This window comes from Pseudomonas sp. Mn2068 (assembly GCF_049319725.1).
Classification (GTDB): domain Bacteria; phylum Pseudomonadota; class Gammaproteobacteria; order Pseudomonadales; family Pseudomonadaceae; genus Aquipseudomonas; species Aquipseudomonas gingeri.
Genome location: NZ_JBMOUG010000001.1, coordinates 606091 through 621973, shown reverse-complemented (window position 1 = coordinate 621973; position 15883 = coordinate 606091). Strand labels below are relative to the sequence as shown.

The window sequence follows — 15883 nt, the reverse complement described above, 5'->3', positions numbered from 1 at the left end:
AACGATCGATCTTTTGCGGAAACAATCTCGACAGAGCCCTCCATTGTCCGTTTGCAGTGACGTTTTTCCTCTTTCCTGAACCGCGCCTGACGCAAAAGGTGCGCGGGATTTGCAGACCAGCGCCCAGGTTACATACTCACGGGCGAGCGTCTTGCGGCCATCCGGCTCTTGCGCGCCTGACTACGCGGAGTTTCGAATGGCCTTGCCGGACCACACCCTGGCGCTGCAACCGCTCTCAAGAACACGCCAGCTCATGACCCTCGGTTGCGTGGTGGTCCTCACGGGGATCGGCGCCGGCCTGGGCGGCATGCTGCTGGCGATGTTGCTGCACGGGATCCAGCACATGGCGTATGGCTATGGCCAGGACAGCCTGACCAGCCATGAAACCTTCCTGATCGGCGTGAGCAGCGCCTCCCCCGAGCGACGGGTGCTGGTACTGGCGCTTTGCGGGCTGGTCGCCGGCCTGGGCTGGTGGGCGGTCTATCGTTTCGGTCGCCCCCTGGTGAGCATCAAGCGGGCGGTTGCACCGGCCGCACCGGACATGCCGGTAAAAACCACGCTGGCCCACGCGCTTCTGCAAATCATCACCGTGGCCCTGGGCTCGCCCCTGGGGCGGGAGGTCGCGCCCCGGGAAGTTGGTGCGCTGGTGGGGGCCTGGCTATCGCGCAAGGCCCGGCTGCCGGCCGATAGCCACCGGCTGATGATCGCCTGTGGTGCCGGAGCCGGGCTGGCAGCGGTGTACAACGTGCCGCTGGGTGGGGCGGTCTTCGTTCTTGAAGTGCTGCTCGCAAGCTTCAGCTGGCCGGCGGCGATCATGGCCCTGGCGACCTCGGCGATCGGCGCCGGTGTCGCCTGGATCGGCCTCGGCGCACAGGCGCAGTACGTGGTACCGGCGTTGCCGCTGACCCCGGGATTGCTGGCCTGGTCGCTGATCGCCGGGCCGTTGCTCGGCCTCGCCGCCCACGGTTTCGTGCGCCTGACCGGGCGGGCACGGGCGACGGCGGCCCGTGGTTGGCGCTTGCCGGTACTGTCGTTGATCAACTTCACCCTGATCGGCTGTATCGCGATCTATCTGCCCCAGGTGCTCGGTAACGGCAAGGGTCCGGCACAGCTGGGCTTCGACAGTGAGTTGACGATAGGGCTGGCTGCGCTGTTGCTGGTGGTCAAGGTGCTGATCACCAGCAGCAGCCTGCGGGCCGGTGCCGAAGGCGGCCTGCTCACCCCCGGACTGGCTATCGGCGCACTGCTGGCGATCATTCTCGGCGGCTTGTGGAGCCTGGCCTGGCCCGGAATTCCGCTGGGGGCCTTCGCCATCGTCGGGGCAGCGGCGTTCCTTGCCGCGTCCATGAGCATGCCGCTCACCGCCATTGTGCTGGTGGCCGAATTCACCCGCATCGACCATGACTTCCTGGTGCCGATCATTCTCGCGGTGGTCGGCTCGGTGTGCATGAGCCGCCTGTGCGAGCTCCTCGGCCAGCCGAAACGCTGACAGGCCTTCATCCCGCCCCTTTATTCCCGGCCACGACCTGACGGACGTGCACACCTCGTGCTGCACGGGTGTTGTTTGCAATCGGTATTATTTATATGTTCAGCGTATTGACTATTCGTTCAGCCTGTAAATAGTATTGCATCTTATTCGTAAAAATCACGATCAACGATTCAGGGAGGAAGCGGTGCAATGTGGCAGTCGTTAAAGGGTAGAACCGCTCTGGGCCTGGTCTATGGCGCCATCTTGAGCCCGGGCCTGGGCGGGTCGTCGGCGATGGCCGAGGAGACCCCGCAAGCCACCCTGGAATTGCAAAGCATCACCGTGACCGCCCGCAAGCGCGAGGAAACCGAGCAGCAGGTCCCGGTCAGCATGAGCGTGATCACGCCGGAACAGGCCAGGAGCATCGCCCCGGCGTCGAGCAATGCCGATCTGGCGCGGCAGGTGCCCAACTTCAACTACATGGAGTCCGGCGGCCAGTACAGCAACTCCGGCAATATCCGTGGGGTCGGCTCGTTTTCGCCGTTGTCGGCCGATGACACCTCCATCGTGTTCAACGTCGACGAAGTGCCAGTATCCGCCTATGGCGTGCCGCCGGCCCTGCTCGATATCGAACGGGTCGAGGTATTGCGCGGTCCGCAAGGCACCCTGTACGGGCGCAATACCCAGGGTGGCGCGATCAACGTGGTACCCAATCGCCCGTCCTTCGAGCACGAGGGGTCGGTTCGGGTCGAAGGTGGCAGTCGCGGGTACACCCTGGGCGAACTGATCAGTAACGAGGCCTTGAGCGATAACGTTGCCGGCCGCCTGGCGATGCGCTACAGCGAGCAGGGCGGCGACATCGCCAATCGCGCGTCCGGCGGCAAGGATGGGGCGAGCCAGATCAGTGCCCTGCGTGGTTCGCTGCTGTTCGTGCCCAACGACGACACGCGCGCATTGCTGACCTTTTCCTACAATCAGAACGACGATGACGCCCCGCGTTTCATCCTGCGCAGCGGACGTACGCCGGACAGCGGCCTGAATCCGCGCAATGACTTCAGCCGGGAAAGCTCGGCGGTCAATCTGCGGGTGACCCACGATCTGGACTGGGCACAGTTGACGTCATTGTCGAGCATCCAGTATTCGACTTTCCGCCAGCGCATGGACATGGTCGACAGCGTGCTGTATTCGGCGCTGACCGGTCTCCCGCAAGCGGCCTTCAACGGCGACACCGATCGTTACCGCGGCACCTTGCGCGATATCGCCTACCTGCAGGAATTCCGCCTCGCTTCGCTGGAAGACAGCTATGTGCAGTGGGTGACCGGGGTCAACCTCTGGCATTCGCAATTCACCGCCCATACCGACGGCGAAGCCTTTACCCAGCCGCGTTTCGCCGTGTTCAGCGGCCAGCAGAAAAACGACTTCAGCACCGACAGCTATTCGCTGTTCGGCGAGGCGACGGTGCCGCTGACCGAGCGTCTCAAGGCGACCCTCGGCCTGCGCGGCACCCACGAGGGCAAAGAGGCCTCCTATCGCTACAGCGGCGGCGACCTGGGTACCGTCAGCCAGTACCGCCAGAATGCCTCGATGTCGGATAACTTCCTGACCGGCCGTGGCAGCCTCAGTTACGACTGGTCCGACAGTTTCATGACCTATGTCAGCGTCGGTCGCGGCGTGGTGGGCGCGGATTATTCCTGGAATTCCTCGAACATCCCCTTTGGCCGCGACGAGCAGTCCTTCGAGGCATCGAAAAGCTGGACCTACGAGCTGGGGTTCAAGAGCCTGTGGTGGGAGGATCGGCTGTCGGTCAACGGCGCGTTGTTCTACAACGACGTCAAGGACGGCCATCTGTACGTCTACAACGGCGTCAACTACCAACCGGTGACCGTGGACTATGACTCGGCGGGTGCCGAACTGGAGGCCAGGCTCAAGCTGACCGAGCGTCTGAGCGTGAATGCCGGCGCCGGTTATACCCACGCCGAACTGAAGGACGTCCAGGCCTCGGTCACGGCATTGACCCGTGGCGCCACGAGCGGCAACCAGGTGCCCAATGTGCCGGAATATTCGGCCAACCTGGGTCTCGACTACCGGGTGCCGGCCGAACAATGGGGTGTACCGCTGAGCGGCGAACTCTATGGCAGCGTGGACTATCACTACCTCGACAAGCGCGCGGCGGACGTCGCCAACTCCTTCTACCTCGGCTCCTACGACCTGACCAATGCCCGCGTCGGCTGGCAGAACAAGGACTACGGCGTCTATCTGTTCGGCAACAACCTGTTCGACCGCCGCTACGAAGCCATGGGGGCCTACTACAGCCCGACCGTCCAGGCGGTGAAGATCGGCACCGGACGAACCGTCGGCGTCGGCCTGACGGCGAATTTCTGAGGGCAATGACGATGTCTGAAGAACTCACCCCCGTGGTGGTCGGCAAGCTGGCTGGTCATCGCGAGTACTGGCGCCTGCTGCCGCGAATCGGCTTGTTGTACCTGGCCTTCGGCATTCTCTTCGGCCTCGTCCAGGGCGGCCTGCCTCCCTTGCTGCGGGCCCAGGGGCTGGACCTGGGACGGATGGGCTGGCTGTTCCTGCTGCTGTTGCCCTTTGGCATGACCTTTCTCTGGGCCCCCTGGGTGGATCGCTGGCGCTGGCCCTGGCATGAGCACCGTACCGGCTGGATCCTGACCATGCAGGGGCTGGCGATCATCGCCGTGGTGGTGATCGGCGTCGGCGAACATCTGCCGCCGGTGGCGTTGCTCGCCGTTGGCCTGGTGGTGGCCTTTGCCGCCGCGACCATGGACCTGGCCCTCGACGCCCTGGTGACCGAAACCACGCCGGCCCATAGCCGGGCCCTGGCCGGGGCGATGAAGGTCGGTGCGTTGAGCATCGGTGCGATGACCGGCGGCGGGGTATTCGTGATGCTCTTCGAGCGTCTGGGCTGGCAGAGCATTTTTCTCGCCGTGGCCGGACTGCTGGTGCTGACCACCTTGCCGATACTGCGCTGGCGTCCCACCGCCAGCCAGGGGCATCAGTCCGAACCTTCCGCCAGCCTGCTGCGCGCCCTTGCGCAGCCGATGATGCGCCGACGCCTGTTGCTGCTGTCGCTGGTGTCGAGCGTATTGATCAGCCTGTTCAGCCTCAACCGCGTGATGCTGATCGACCTGGGCGTGCCCCTGGAAACCGTAGGCTCGGTGGTCGGGTTGCTGGCGCCGCTGTGCGGCCTGCTCGCCGCCGTGCTGGCGCCGTGGATGCTGCGGCAATTGGGCACCCGTACCAGCCTCGCGACGTTCTGCGTCCTCGGCATGCTGGCCGTGGTCCTGCTGTTGCTGGGGTCCTGGCAAGGCTGGCATGAAGTCGCCTTGCTGGGAGCCATCAGCATCAACCTCGGGGTCAGCGGCCTGTACGTGGTGATCTGCGCGGTGATCCTCGGCTGGGCCAACAGCCGCCAGGCCGCCACCGACTATGCCGCGCTCTACGGCATCAGCCGCCTGATCGCGCTGATCGTCCTGATGACACTGATGCAAGGCCTGACCCGCCTGGGCTGGCCGGTGTTCTATGGCCTCGGCCTGCTGGCATTGCCGCTGGCCGTGAGCGTGCTGGGTCGCACCTTGCGGGAGCCCCCCGACGGCAGCTGAACGCTATTCAACGGCACTTGACTGACTTGATAACAGGAGGTTTCAAAGTGACATATGCCAAGCGAGAGTTCCCATCCGTCGATGCCGATGGCGCGACGTCATTATTCGAGCAACTGAGCCAGGAAGTGGCCGGGCTGCTCGACCTCGGTGTCGAGGACCTGGACCCGCAACGCTCGCTGATCGAATACGGTCTCGAGTCGATCAAGCTGATGCGCCTGCAGACCCGGATGGCCTCCAGGGGCATCAAGTTGCCGGGATTGGGCCGCCTGCTCGAACAACCGACCCTTGAGGCCTGGGCCGCGCAAGCAAAACCGGGCAAGCCACGCGCACCCTTGGCTTCGGTGGCAAAGGCAGAGCCTGGCGCGGCCTTTGGCCTGACGCCGGTACAACAGGCGTACTGGATCGGTCGCCAGGATGACCAGAGCCTCGGCGGCGTGGGTTGCCACCTGTATGCGGAGTTCGACGGTTGCGGAGTCGATGCCCAGCGCCTGGAACAAGCGATGTTCCAGCTGTTGCAGCGCCACCCGATGCTGCGGGCCCGCTTCCTGGCCAGCGGCGAACAGCAGGTCTTGCCTCGCAGTCCCTGGGCCGGGTTGGTCCGGCATGATTGGCGTGACGCTGATCAGGCAACCACCGCGCAAGGCCTGCACGCCCTGCGTGAGCGCCTGTCGCACCGTCGGTTGCGAGTCGAGGAGGGCGAGGTCTGTGACCTGCAACTGAGCCTGTGGGGCGAAGGGCGCAGTCGTATTCACCTGAACCTCGACCTGCTGGTCGCCGATGTCCTGAGTTTCGAGATTTTCCTCCACGACCTGGCGATGTTCTACGTCGGTCGCGGCGAGGCACTGCCGACGCTGCATACCGGTTTTGCCGACTACCTGAAGGTCGATGAGCAACAGCGTGCCGCGGCCCTGGCTTCGTCACGGGACTACTGGCGCCAGCGCATCGCCGATCTGCCGGGCGGTCCCGCGCTGCCCCTGGCCCGCCAGCCGGAACAGTTGACGCGGACGCGCTTCGTGCGTCGCGCCTTTACCCTGGATAACGCCTCCCTGGCCAAGCTGCAACGGCAAAGCCGCGAGGCCGGCCTCACCGTTGCCAGCGTCCTGGCCAGTGCTTTCGCCCAGGTCCTGGGTCGCTGGAGCGGCGACGGCCATTTTGTCCTGAACCTGCCGTTGTTCGATCGCCAGGAGCAGGCGCCGGATGTGGCGCACATGATCGCCGACTTCACCAACCTGACCCTGCTGGAAGTGGATGTCAGCCAGCCACTGGGTTTTGTCGAACAGGCTCGCCGCCTGCAACGGCAACTGCACAGCGACTTGCAGCACAACGCCTGGTCCGGGCTGGAAGTCCTGCGGGAAATGGCCCATGAAACCCGGCGCAGTGCTCCCGTGGTCTTCGCCTGCAACCTGGACAAACCGATGCCGGCGCCGCTGTTTCGCGAGGAACTGGGCGACCTCGGCTGGTCGGTCTCGCAGACGCCGCAAGTGTGGCTCGATCACCAGACCTACCCGCTGGCGGACGGCCTGATGCTGAACTGGGACGCGGTCGACGAACTGTTTCCCGAAGGGCTGCTGGACGAGATGTTCGCCTGTTATCGCCAGGCCATCGAATGGCTGTGCGCGCAGGACTGGGAGCAACCGTTGCCCTTGCCGTTGCCGCCGCGCCAGTTGCTCGAGCGCGAGCAGGTCAACGCCACCACCGCCGAAGTACCGCGGGGCGTGCTGTACCAGCCCTGGCTGCACTGGGTGAGGGATACGCCAGAAGCGCCGGCGCTGCTCGGCGATTCGGTGTGCCTGAGCCACGCTGAACTGTTCGAAGTGGCCTCGCACATCGCCAGTCATCTGGTGGCGGCCGGGGTGGTGGCCGGGGACCGGGTCATGGTCTGCCTGGACAAGGGGCCGGCACAGATCGCCGCGACCCTGGCGGTCCTGCTGGCCGGTGGCGTGTATGTGCCAGTGGCGGCCGATGGCCCGCTGGAGCGGCTACGCCTGATCTACCAGGACTGTTCCGCCCGTGCCGTGCTGATCGAGCGCAATGGCCCTGAGCGCGACTGGCCGTTCCCGACCCTCGCGGTGGACCTGTCGACCCGCGCAGCCGCCGGGTTGTCGCCCGAGGTGGGCCTGGGCCGCGACGAAGAACTGGCCTATATCATCTATACCTCGGGTTCCACCGGCCAGCCCAAGGGGGTGATGATCGATCATCGCGGGGCCTTGAATACCGTGCTGGACATCAACCGCCGCTGGCAGGTCGAGTCCCGTGATCGGATCTTCTGCCTGTCCTCCCTGAGCTTCGACCTGTCGGTCTACGACATTTTCGGGGCCCTGGCGGCGGGGGCCGCCCTGGTGCTGCCCGCGGCCGACAGCCTGCGCGAACCCCGCCACTGGATCGCCAGCCTGCAACGCCATGGCGTGACCCTGTGGAACTCGGTGCCGGCCTTGTTCGACATGCTGCTGACCGAATTGCAGGGGCAGGGCGAGCGCTTGCCGGCCGCTCTGCGCCTGGCCTTGCTGTCCGGCGACTGGGTGCCCCTGGATCTGCCGGCCCGGGCCAGTGCCTGCGGCCCGCAACTGACCCTGGTGGCGCTGGGCGGTGCCACCGAGGCGTCGATCTGGTCCAACTGGTTTGAAGTTCGACAGGTGGACCCGTGCTGGGCCTCGATCCCCTACGGCTATCCCCTGACCAATCAGTATTACCGGGTGCTCGACAGCCAGGGGCGTGACTGCCCGGAGGGCGTCAAGGGCGACCTGTATATCGGCGGTGTCGGCGTGGCCCAGGGCTACTGGAACAACCCCGAGCGCACGGCACTGCAATTCAGTCGCGACCCGCAGGGCGGTGCGCGTTTCTATCGCACCGGTGACCTGGCGCGTTACACCGCGGGTGCCCGCCTGGAGTTTCTCGGGCGCAAGGACTTCCAGGTCAAGATCAAGGGTCACCGTATCGAGTTGGGCGAGATCGAGTCGGTACTCGCCCGCCAGCCCGGTATTCGTGGCAGCGCGGTGGATGTCCAGGAAGACAGCGCCGGCAGTCGTCAGCTGGTGGCTTACGTGACCCTGGACCAGGCGTTGCTGCGGGAGGGCCAGGATTCTGTCGGCTGCCTGCGGGAAGTGCCCGCGGATATCGACAGCCGTTGGCACGCCACTGTCGAGGCCGGTCAGGGCGAAGTCGTCGAGGCGTTGGCCGAGCTTGACCTGCAACGCTTCAATGCCTTCTGGCATGACATCGAACAACTGGCCGCGCTTGGCATGGCCAGGACCCTGGCCGAAGCCGGACTGTTCACCGAAGAAGGCATGACCCACAGTCGTGCGGTCATCCAGGAACGCCTGCAGGCCTTGCCGCGTTATGCCAAGCTGCTGGGGCAATGGTTGGAAACCCTGGCCGCCGACGGTTTTCTGCAACCGGCTGGAGAGGGGGCCTACACCGCGCGGCGGGCGTTGGGCGCGCAAGCGTTCGAGTCAGCCTGGGCCGACCTCGCCGATATCGCCATGCTCGGCGACCATGCGGAGCAGGTACTGGCCTACATCCGCCGCAGCATCGACGGCCACCTGGCGCTGTTTCGCGGGACCCTCGATCCGCTGGAAATCTACTTCCCGGACGGCTCCACCCAGGTCGCTGAAGGTATCTACCGATTCAATCCGGTCAATGCCTTCCTCAACCGGATTGCCGCGCAACTGGTGGCGCACCTGGCGGCCAACAGCACTTGCACCCTGAATATCCTCGAAGTCGGCGCCGGTACCGGCGGCACCAGCGAGTCGTTGTTCGCGGCCCTGGAAGGTCACGATGTGCGTTACCGCTTTACCGATCTGTCGGACTTCTTCCTCGAACGTGCCCGGCAACGCTTCGCACGGTGGGATTTCATCGATTACGCCCACTTCGATATCAACGACGAGCCCGAGCCCCAGGGCGTGCGCCTGGGCTCCCAGGACCTGATCGTCGCGGTCAATGTCTTGCACGATGCGCGCAACCTGGCCAACACCCTGGCGTCGTTGCGCCAGATCCTGCGGCCCGGCGGGCAGTTGCTGGTGATCGAAGCGACGCGTAACTGTCGCCTGCAGATGGTCAGCATCGGTTTTATCGAAGGCATGAGTGACTACGACGACTGGCGTGTCGAAAACAATCTGCCGTTCCTGTCATTGCCGCAATGGGACGCCGAGTTGCAGGGCAGCGGGTTCGCCCGCCGGCAGGTGTTCCCCGAGGCGGGCAGCGCGGCGGCCGTGATTGCCCAGCATGTGTTGCTGGCCCAGAACCTCGAGCCGAGCGGCCAGCTCGATAGCGAGCGGCTGCGCCGGCAACTGGCGCGACACTTGCCCGACTACATGTTGCCGGGGCACTGGGTCACCCTGCGGCGCCTGCCGTTGAGCGGCAATGGCAAGGTCGACCGTGGACGCTTGCCCGGCCTGATGCTCGGAGAGAAGAGCGATGCCCGCGACTACGAGCCGCCCCGGCCCGGACTGGAAACCCAGGTGGCCGATCTTTGGGCGCAGTTGCTCAAGCGCGAGCGGGTGGGGCGTCGCTGCGATTTCTTTGCCCTGGGCGGCGACAGCCTGCTGGCCACGCGCCTGATGGCGTCCTTGCGTCAGCAACTGGGCTGTGCGGTTCATCTGCGGGATCTGTTCCAGCACCCGCAACTGCAGGATTTTGTCGCCGTGCTGGGGCAGCCCCGGGGTGAACAGCCGCTGGTGATGCTCAATCGCCCGGTGGGTGGCGTCAATGTGGTCTGCCTGCCCACCGCCGATGGCGAGTGCGAGGCCTACCGCCAACTGGCCGGGCGCCTGGACGGGCAACTGACCCTGGTCGGCCTGCGGGACCCTGGCGGCCGTTGCGGCAGTGACTTGCCCATGGCGCTGCGCGATTTCATCGAGACGCTCAAGGCACTGCCCGGGCCGTTCCTGCTGCTGGGTTGGTCGGTGGCGGCGAAGCTGGCCACGGCGCTGGCGGCGGAGATGGAGCGCGGCGGTCAACCGGTGGCCGGGCTGATGTTGCTCGATCCACTGTCCGGAAGCTGTTTCGAGGAGGATGGCGAGGTGCAGCCGGCGCGTTTCTTCGGCCTGGCACCGATGCCCGAGCAGGCGTTGTACCAGCAGGCGCGCCAGGCCGGGCGGATTCCCCCGGGCCTCGAGCCGCCAGCATTCGACAGCCTGGTGCAGCGCTGTCGCACGCTGCACGCCGGCCTGGGGCGTTATCAGGCTCCGCGTCTGGCCGCCCCCGTGCACATCCTGCAAAGCGCGGCCAGTCCGCAGTGCTGGGCGGAACCGCTGCGGGACTGGCAGGTGCTGCTGGACCAGGCGCCGAGGCCACAGGTGCTGTGGACATTGCACTGGGAGTTGTTGAGCGACCCGGAGTCACTGGCCGTCATCGGTGAGACGTTGCTCGCACTGTCACGCGACTGATCCGGAGAAACCTCATGAGTCTGACTTTCGAAGCGCTGGGCGGCCAGTCGCTCAGCCCCGTGCATCTGCTGATTTTTCCCCACGCCGGTGGACAGCCGGCGGCCTACCGGCCATTGGCCGAGCATCTGGGGCCGCGTGTGCAGGTCTGCGCGATGCTTTATCCCGGGCGTGGGCGACGGATGTCCGAGCCTCTGCCGACGGCGATCGCCGACCTGGCCGAAGAGGCGCTGACGGCCATTCCCCGTGACCAGGCACTGGTATTGCTGGGGCACAGCATGGGTGGCTTCGTCGCCCATGCGCTGGCTGGACTGCTCTGTGCGCAGGGCCGTCCGCCGGCACGCTTGCTGCTGTCGTCGGTGCGCGCACCGCACCGGGCCGCCCATCGACCGCTGGCCGGTTGTTCGGACGAGGATTTTGTCTCGGCACTGCTGGAGCTGGGCGGCATTGACCCGCGACTGCTGCGTGATGTCGAGGCACGGGAGCTGTTCCTGCCGATCCTGCGCGCCGACTTCGCCCTGGCCGAGACCTACCACGCCCGCCCGGCGACCCCCCTGACGTGTGCCGTCAGCCTGTGGCACGGACAGGACGACCAGCACGTGCCGCTGGCCGACCTGCAGCGATGGCAGGACTGGACGAGCATCGACGAACTCCGGCAACAGCCCGGCGGGCATTTCCACCTGCTGCAACAGCCTGGCGCATTTGCCGCCAGCCTGGCGCCGCTCCTGGCCGGGCCGGTCGGCCCGATCAGCGCCTGAACCCCACTTCATGCAACGCTCATCTTCAACAGAGATCAACATCATGCCGACTGTTAAAGCACCTGAAGCCTGCCAGAACCTGAATGACATCCGCGGCGGTATCGACTCGCTCGACCGCCAGCTCCTCGAAATCCTCCAGCAACGGCTGCGCTACGTGAAGGCGGCAGCGCGTTTCAAGCCGGATGAACAGAGTATCCCGGCCCCGGAGCGGGTCACGGCGATGCTCGCCGAGCGTCGTGAATGGGCGGCGGCGGCGGGCCTGGAAGTGGCCTTTATCGAAAAACTCTACGAGCAGGTGATTCACTGGAATATCCAGCAGCAGATCCAGCACTGGCGCGCCACTTACCCTGAACGGGTGCAAGCATGAACCCGCTCATCGATCGTGGCGCGTTGCTCGATTGCCTGGAACTGGCCCGGCAACGCGCGATTCATGGCGAGCCAGCGGTGCTGGCCTGTTTCAGTTGCGCCTGGCTGCCGTGCGACGGCCTGCGCGCGTTCGCCGCGGCCCAGGGCTTCGATCAGGTCGTGCTCTGGCAGTTTGCCGAGTCGGGGCCGGCGACCGTTGGCGTCGGCAGCGCCCTGGAACTGGAGCTGCACTCCGGCCAGTCGCTGGTGGAACTGCAAGAGACCTGGCAACACTGGATCGCCGGGGCGGTGATGGTTGGAACGCAACGACCACGGCTGTTCGGCGGGCGTACCTTCGACCGGGAAAACCCGTGTTCCCAGCAATGGCAGGCATTTGCCGAAGGTGCCTTTGTCCTGCCGCGCCTGAGCCGGCAGGGAGAGCACCTGACGCTCTGCACCCTGGTCACCGCGCAGACCGATTGCCCGGCGCTGTGCCAGCAACTGCTGGACGACGTGAGTCATTGGCGCGAGTCCGAGGAGGGCGGCACGGTCACGCCGTTGCAGCCGGGGCGACGTCCGCGCGTCGAGGAAAGCCTGCCCGCCGAACACTGGAAAGCCCGGGTTGCCGACGCGGTGGCGGCCATCGAAGCCGGTGAACTGCGCAAAGTGGTCCTGGCGCGGGAGGTGAAGGTTGAGGCCGATACGCCATTCAGCTTGCCGGCGGTGTTGCAGGCACTGGCCCAGGGCAATCCGACGGCCTATCTGTTCGCGTTGCGCCGGGGCGACAGCTGTTTCCTCGGCGCCACGCCGGAGCGCCTGGTTCTCCAGCAGGCCGGGCAATTGCGCACCACGGCCCTGGCGGGAAGCATTCCCCGGGGAACCTGCGCGCAAAGCGACCGGGCCAATCACGATCGCCTGCTGGCCAGTGCCAAGGATCGTCACGAACATGCCCTGGTGGTGGAAACCCTGCGCAGCGATCTGGGCCGGTTCACCGCCAGCCTGGACGTCCCGGCGGTACCTGCTGTCCATCGGCTGGCGCACATCCAGCACCTGATGACACCGATCCGTGGCCGCTTGCTGCCCGGCGTGCCGCTGCTCGCGCTGGTCGAGGCCCTGCATCCGACGCCGGCAGTGGGCGGGTTGGACCGCCAGGCGGCGATCCGCTGGATACGTCGGCACGAGAGTCTGCATCGCGGCTGGTACGCCGCGCCGGTGGGGTGGCTGGACAGCGAGGGCGATGGCGAGTTTGCCGTGGCCCTGCGTTCGGCGCTGGTCTGCGGTGAGCAAGCCTGGGCCTTTGCCGGCTGTGGCCTGGTGGCCGGTTCCGAGCCGGAGCTGGAGTACCGCGAAACCTGCGTCAAATTGAAGACCATGCTCGACGCCCTGGCGCCGGGCCTGAGCGAGAACCTGGTCGAGGCATCGTTGCTGCAGGCCTGACAGGACATCAATCCATCGAAAGGGATTTCAAGCATGCACCACAACCTGAGTGACCTGAGCGCGCATTGCGTCGCGCCTCCTGCTGGCCTGGCCAGTGAATACCGGCGCCTGCCGTACTGGCAGGAATTGAGCCTGGGGCAGATGCTGCAACTCCAGGCCGACCGCCATGGCTCGCGCCTGGCCCTGATCGATGGCGAACGCCGCCTCAGCTACCGGCAACTGCACGAGGGCGTGGAGCGCCTGGCGACAGCGCTCTGGGGCCGTGGCCTGCGCCCGGGACAGGTGGCGATTGTCCAGTTGAACAACCAGGCCGCCTTTGTCGAGCTGGTCTTTGCCCTGTTCCGGCTGGGGGTGGTCCCGGTGATGGCTTTGCCGGCCCACGGCGAGCGGGAAATCAGCCAGTTCGTCGGCCTGACCGATGCCGTGGCCTGGTTTCATCCGCAGTATCCCCTCGACAGCGACAACCTCGCGATCGTCGAGCGCATCCGGACCGGCTCGCCCTCTCTGCGACTGGTGGTCGCGGTAGCCCCCGAGGAATCCTGGCAGGACATCCAGGCCGGGCAGGGCGCGGCGAACATTCCCCAGCCGAGTCCGGATGATATTGCCTGCTTCCAGCTGTCCGGCGGCACCACGGGTATCCCCAAGCTGATTCCACGGCGGCATAACGACTACCTGTACAACGCCCGGGCCAGTGCCCAGGTCAGCGGCCTGGACGCGGATTCGCGCCATCTCGCGGTATTGCCCATGGCCCACAACTTCCCCATGGCGTCACCGGGATTTATCGGCACCCTGAGTGTCGGTGGCTGTGTGGTGATTGCCCGGGATCCGGGCCCGCTCGACTGTTTCGACCTGATCGAAGAACACGCCGTGACCCACGTTTCCCTGGTGCCGACCCTGGTGCTGCTGTGGCTCGAAGCGGCCCAGGCTCTGGCCCCCGCGCTCGACTCCCTGCGCGTGCTGCAAGTCGGCGGGGCATCCTTTGCCGAGGACGTCGCCCGACGCGTCGAACCAATATTCGGCTGTCGCCTGCAGCAGGTCTTTGGCATGGCCGAGGGACTGCTGAGCTTTACCGGTCTCGATGATTCCCCGCATCGCATCTGCACTACCCAGGGGCGGCCTTTATCGCCGGCCGATGAAGTGCTGATCGTCGATGACGAGGATCGACCGCTGCCGGCCGGTGAAAAGGGCCATCTGCTGGTGCGCGGGCCCTATACGTTGCGTGGTTACTATGGGGCGCCCGAACATAATCGCCATGCGTTCCGGGCCGACGGTTTCTATCGCACCGGCGATCTGGCCCGCTATGACGCCGAGGGTTACCTGAGCCTGTGCGGGCGGGAAAAGGAGCAGATCAATCGGGGCGGGGAGAAGATTGCGGTGGACGAGGTCGAGGGGCTGTTGCTCAGCCACCCGATGATCTACGACGCGGCGGTGGTCGGCCTGCCGGACGAATTCCTCGGGGAAAAGAGCTGCGCGTTTGTCATCCTGCGCCAGCCGCTGGAGCCTCGGGGCATCAGCGACTTCCTGCGGCAACAGGGACTGGCGAGCTTCAAATGGCCGGATCAATACTGCTTTATCGATGTGTTTCCGGCCACCGCGGTGGGCAAGATCAGCAAGCGCGGGCTCAGGGAGCGCTTGCGTGAGCAGTACCTGACGGGTTGAAGAGACTCACGCAGGACGGATGATCAGGCTCAGGACATAGGCCAGGAAGGCTTGGTCATCCGGCACGCTGTGTCCACCCACGGCAATGGCGTCCTGGGCTTCGATCTGGCTGTGCAGCCAGTACTGGATCAGTCCGCCCACGGTGATCATCGCCTGGCCGGGCGGGATGTCGTCGCGGATATGGCCGGCCTCGCGAGCCCTGGCGAAAATCGGCACGAACAGGCTGTTGAGTTGCTCGGAGCGTCTTTTACGCTCCTGGTCCTGCGTGCCCATGACCCGCCACAACTGGAAGCGCAGGGCGCTGGGGTGGGATTTCCAGTAGGCCATGTAGGCACCGACCAGGGTCGGGATCGTCTGTTTATCGACCACGCAGTCCGTCAGCGACAAATCCTTGAACCAGGCCTGGAAGTCCGCGGTGACGCGTTCGCCGACCTGCTCCCAGAGGGTTTCCTTGTCCTTGAAGTGATGATGGATCAGCGGCGGGGAAACCTTGGCGGCCAGGGCTACCTGGCGAATCGAGGCGCCTTCGAAACCCGAGACCGAAAAGATCTTCAAGGCCGCATCGAGGATCAGGTCGCGGGCATCGGGGCTCGAGTAGTGGGGGCGTAGCTCGGATACAGGCAGTTCGGACATATGAGTCTCCAGGCAAGCCCCCGAGTGTAGTCACCACTGATCGTTTGTTCAACTTGCTGAACATCATGAAAAAACCGTCGACCGAATACTGCGCAGGGGCCGATGGCGGCAGGGCATCGACACTATCGGTTCCGGTGATAGTCACCATCGAACATCGCAAGTTCTGTTTTTCCTGGAAATCCGGACAATCGCCTTCATCAAAACGAAACATTGTCTTTTTTCAGGATCCGCCCATGCGCTTTCTATCTCTCCCTGTCCTGGCCCTGGCCTCGTTGCTGCTCTCGGCGTGTGCTTCGGCACCCAACGACCCGACCCTGACCCTGCAGACCAGCAAGACGCCGGAGCAGTACACGGAGTGCGTCGTGCCGAAGCTGCAGAAAAACGCCTTCAATACCACCGTGTCGCAGACCCAGCGGCACTACAAGATCGTTGTCGCCAGCAAGTTCGCGGCAGACAACGTACTCGAAGCCTACAAGGCCCCGAGCGGCGGCAAGGTATTCATCTATGAGCGCCAGCTGCTGGCGTCGACCTTCGAGCCTTCAAGGTTCGAACGCGCCGCGCAGGAGTGCCTGTAAC

Annotated in this window: 10 protein-coding genes; 9 read left to right on the top strand and 1 reads right to left on the bottom strand. The window is 65.3% G+C overall.

Going from position 1 to position 15883, the window contains the following annotated elements; genetic code table 11:
* Positions 1–253 precede the first annotated feature (253 nt).
* The 8 genes from ACL9RJ_RS02675 (at position 254) to ACL9RJ_RS02640 (ending at position 14674) form a co-directional block, all read left to right on the top strand.
* Complete coding sequence (locus ACL9RJ_RS02675; protein WP_246356447.1) at positions 254–1489, top strand: chloride channel protein; 1236 nt, start codon at positions 254–256, stop codon at positions 1487–1489.
* 189 nt (positions 1490–1678) lie between these two features.
* The gene (locus ACL9RJ_RS02670) at positions 1679–3850 is read left to right on the top strand and encodes a TonB-dependent receptor (protein ID WP_422764842.1); all 2172 of its coding nucleotides are present in this window, start codon (positions 1679–1681) and stop codon (positions 3848–3850) included.
* Between the two features lie 11 nt (positions 3851–3861).
* Complete coding sequence (locus ACL9RJ_RS02665) at positions 3862–5094, top strand: MFS transporter (protein ID WP_422764841.1); 1233 nt, start codon at positions 3862–3864, stop codon at positions 5092–5094.
* 47 nt (positions 5095–5141) lie between these two features.
* On the top strand, positions 5142–10478 hold the full coding sequence (locus tag ACL9RJ_RS02660) for an amino acid adenylation domain-containing protein (RefSeq protein ID WP_422764840.1): 5337 nt from the start codon (positions 5142–5144) through the stop codon (positions 10476–10478).
* A gap of 14 nt (positions 10479–10492) precedes the next feature.
* Entirely contained in the window at positions 10493–11233 is a 741-nt protein-coding gene (locus ACL9RJ_RS02655) for a thioesterase II family protein (protein WP_177118666.1), read from the top strand.
* Positions 11234–11276: 43 nt separating this feature from the next.
* A complete protein-coding gene (locus ACL9RJ_RS02650; RefSeq protein WP_103032844.1) occupies positions 11277–11600 on the top strand; it encodes an isochorismate lyase in 324 nt (107 codons plus the stop codon).
* Positions 11597–13015 (top strand): isochorismate synthase, encoded by a 1419-nt coding sequence (locus ACL9RJ_RS02645; protein WP_422764839.1) that lies wholly within the window; start codon positions 11597–11599, stop codon positions 13013–13015. The genes ACL9RJ_RS02650 and ACL9RJ_RS02645 overlap by 4 nt, the downstream gene beginning before the upstream one ends.
* A 33-nt stretch (positions 13016–13048) precedes the next feature.
* Positions 13049–14674: a (2,3-dihydroxybenzoyl)adenylate synthase gene (locus ACL9RJ_RS02640; RefSeq protein ID WP_177118669.1), complete on the top strand. Its 1626-nt coding sequence runs from the start codon at positions 13049–13051 to the stop codon at positions 14672–14674.
* Between the two features lie 6 nt (positions 14675–14680).
* Here ACL9RJ_RS02640 and ACL9RJ_RS02635 read toward each other — a convergent pair whose 3' ends face one another.
* Positions 14681–15307: a TetR/AcrR family transcriptional regulator gene (locus ACL9RJ_RS02635; RefSeq protein ID WP_177118670.1), complete on the bottom strand. Its 627-nt coding sequence runs from the start codon at positions 15305–15307 to the stop codon at positions 14681–14683.
* Between the two features lie 233 nt (positions 15308–15540).
* Here ACL9RJ_RS02635 and ACL9RJ_RS02630 point away from each other — a divergent pair, with 233 nt between their 5' ends.
* Positions 15541–15882: a hypothetical protein gene (locus ACL9RJ_RS02630; RefSeq protein ID WP_017124154.1), complete on the top strand. Its 342-nt coding sequence runs from the start codon at positions 15541–15543 to the stop codon at positions 15880–15882.
* Position 15883 lies beyond the last annotated feature (1 nt).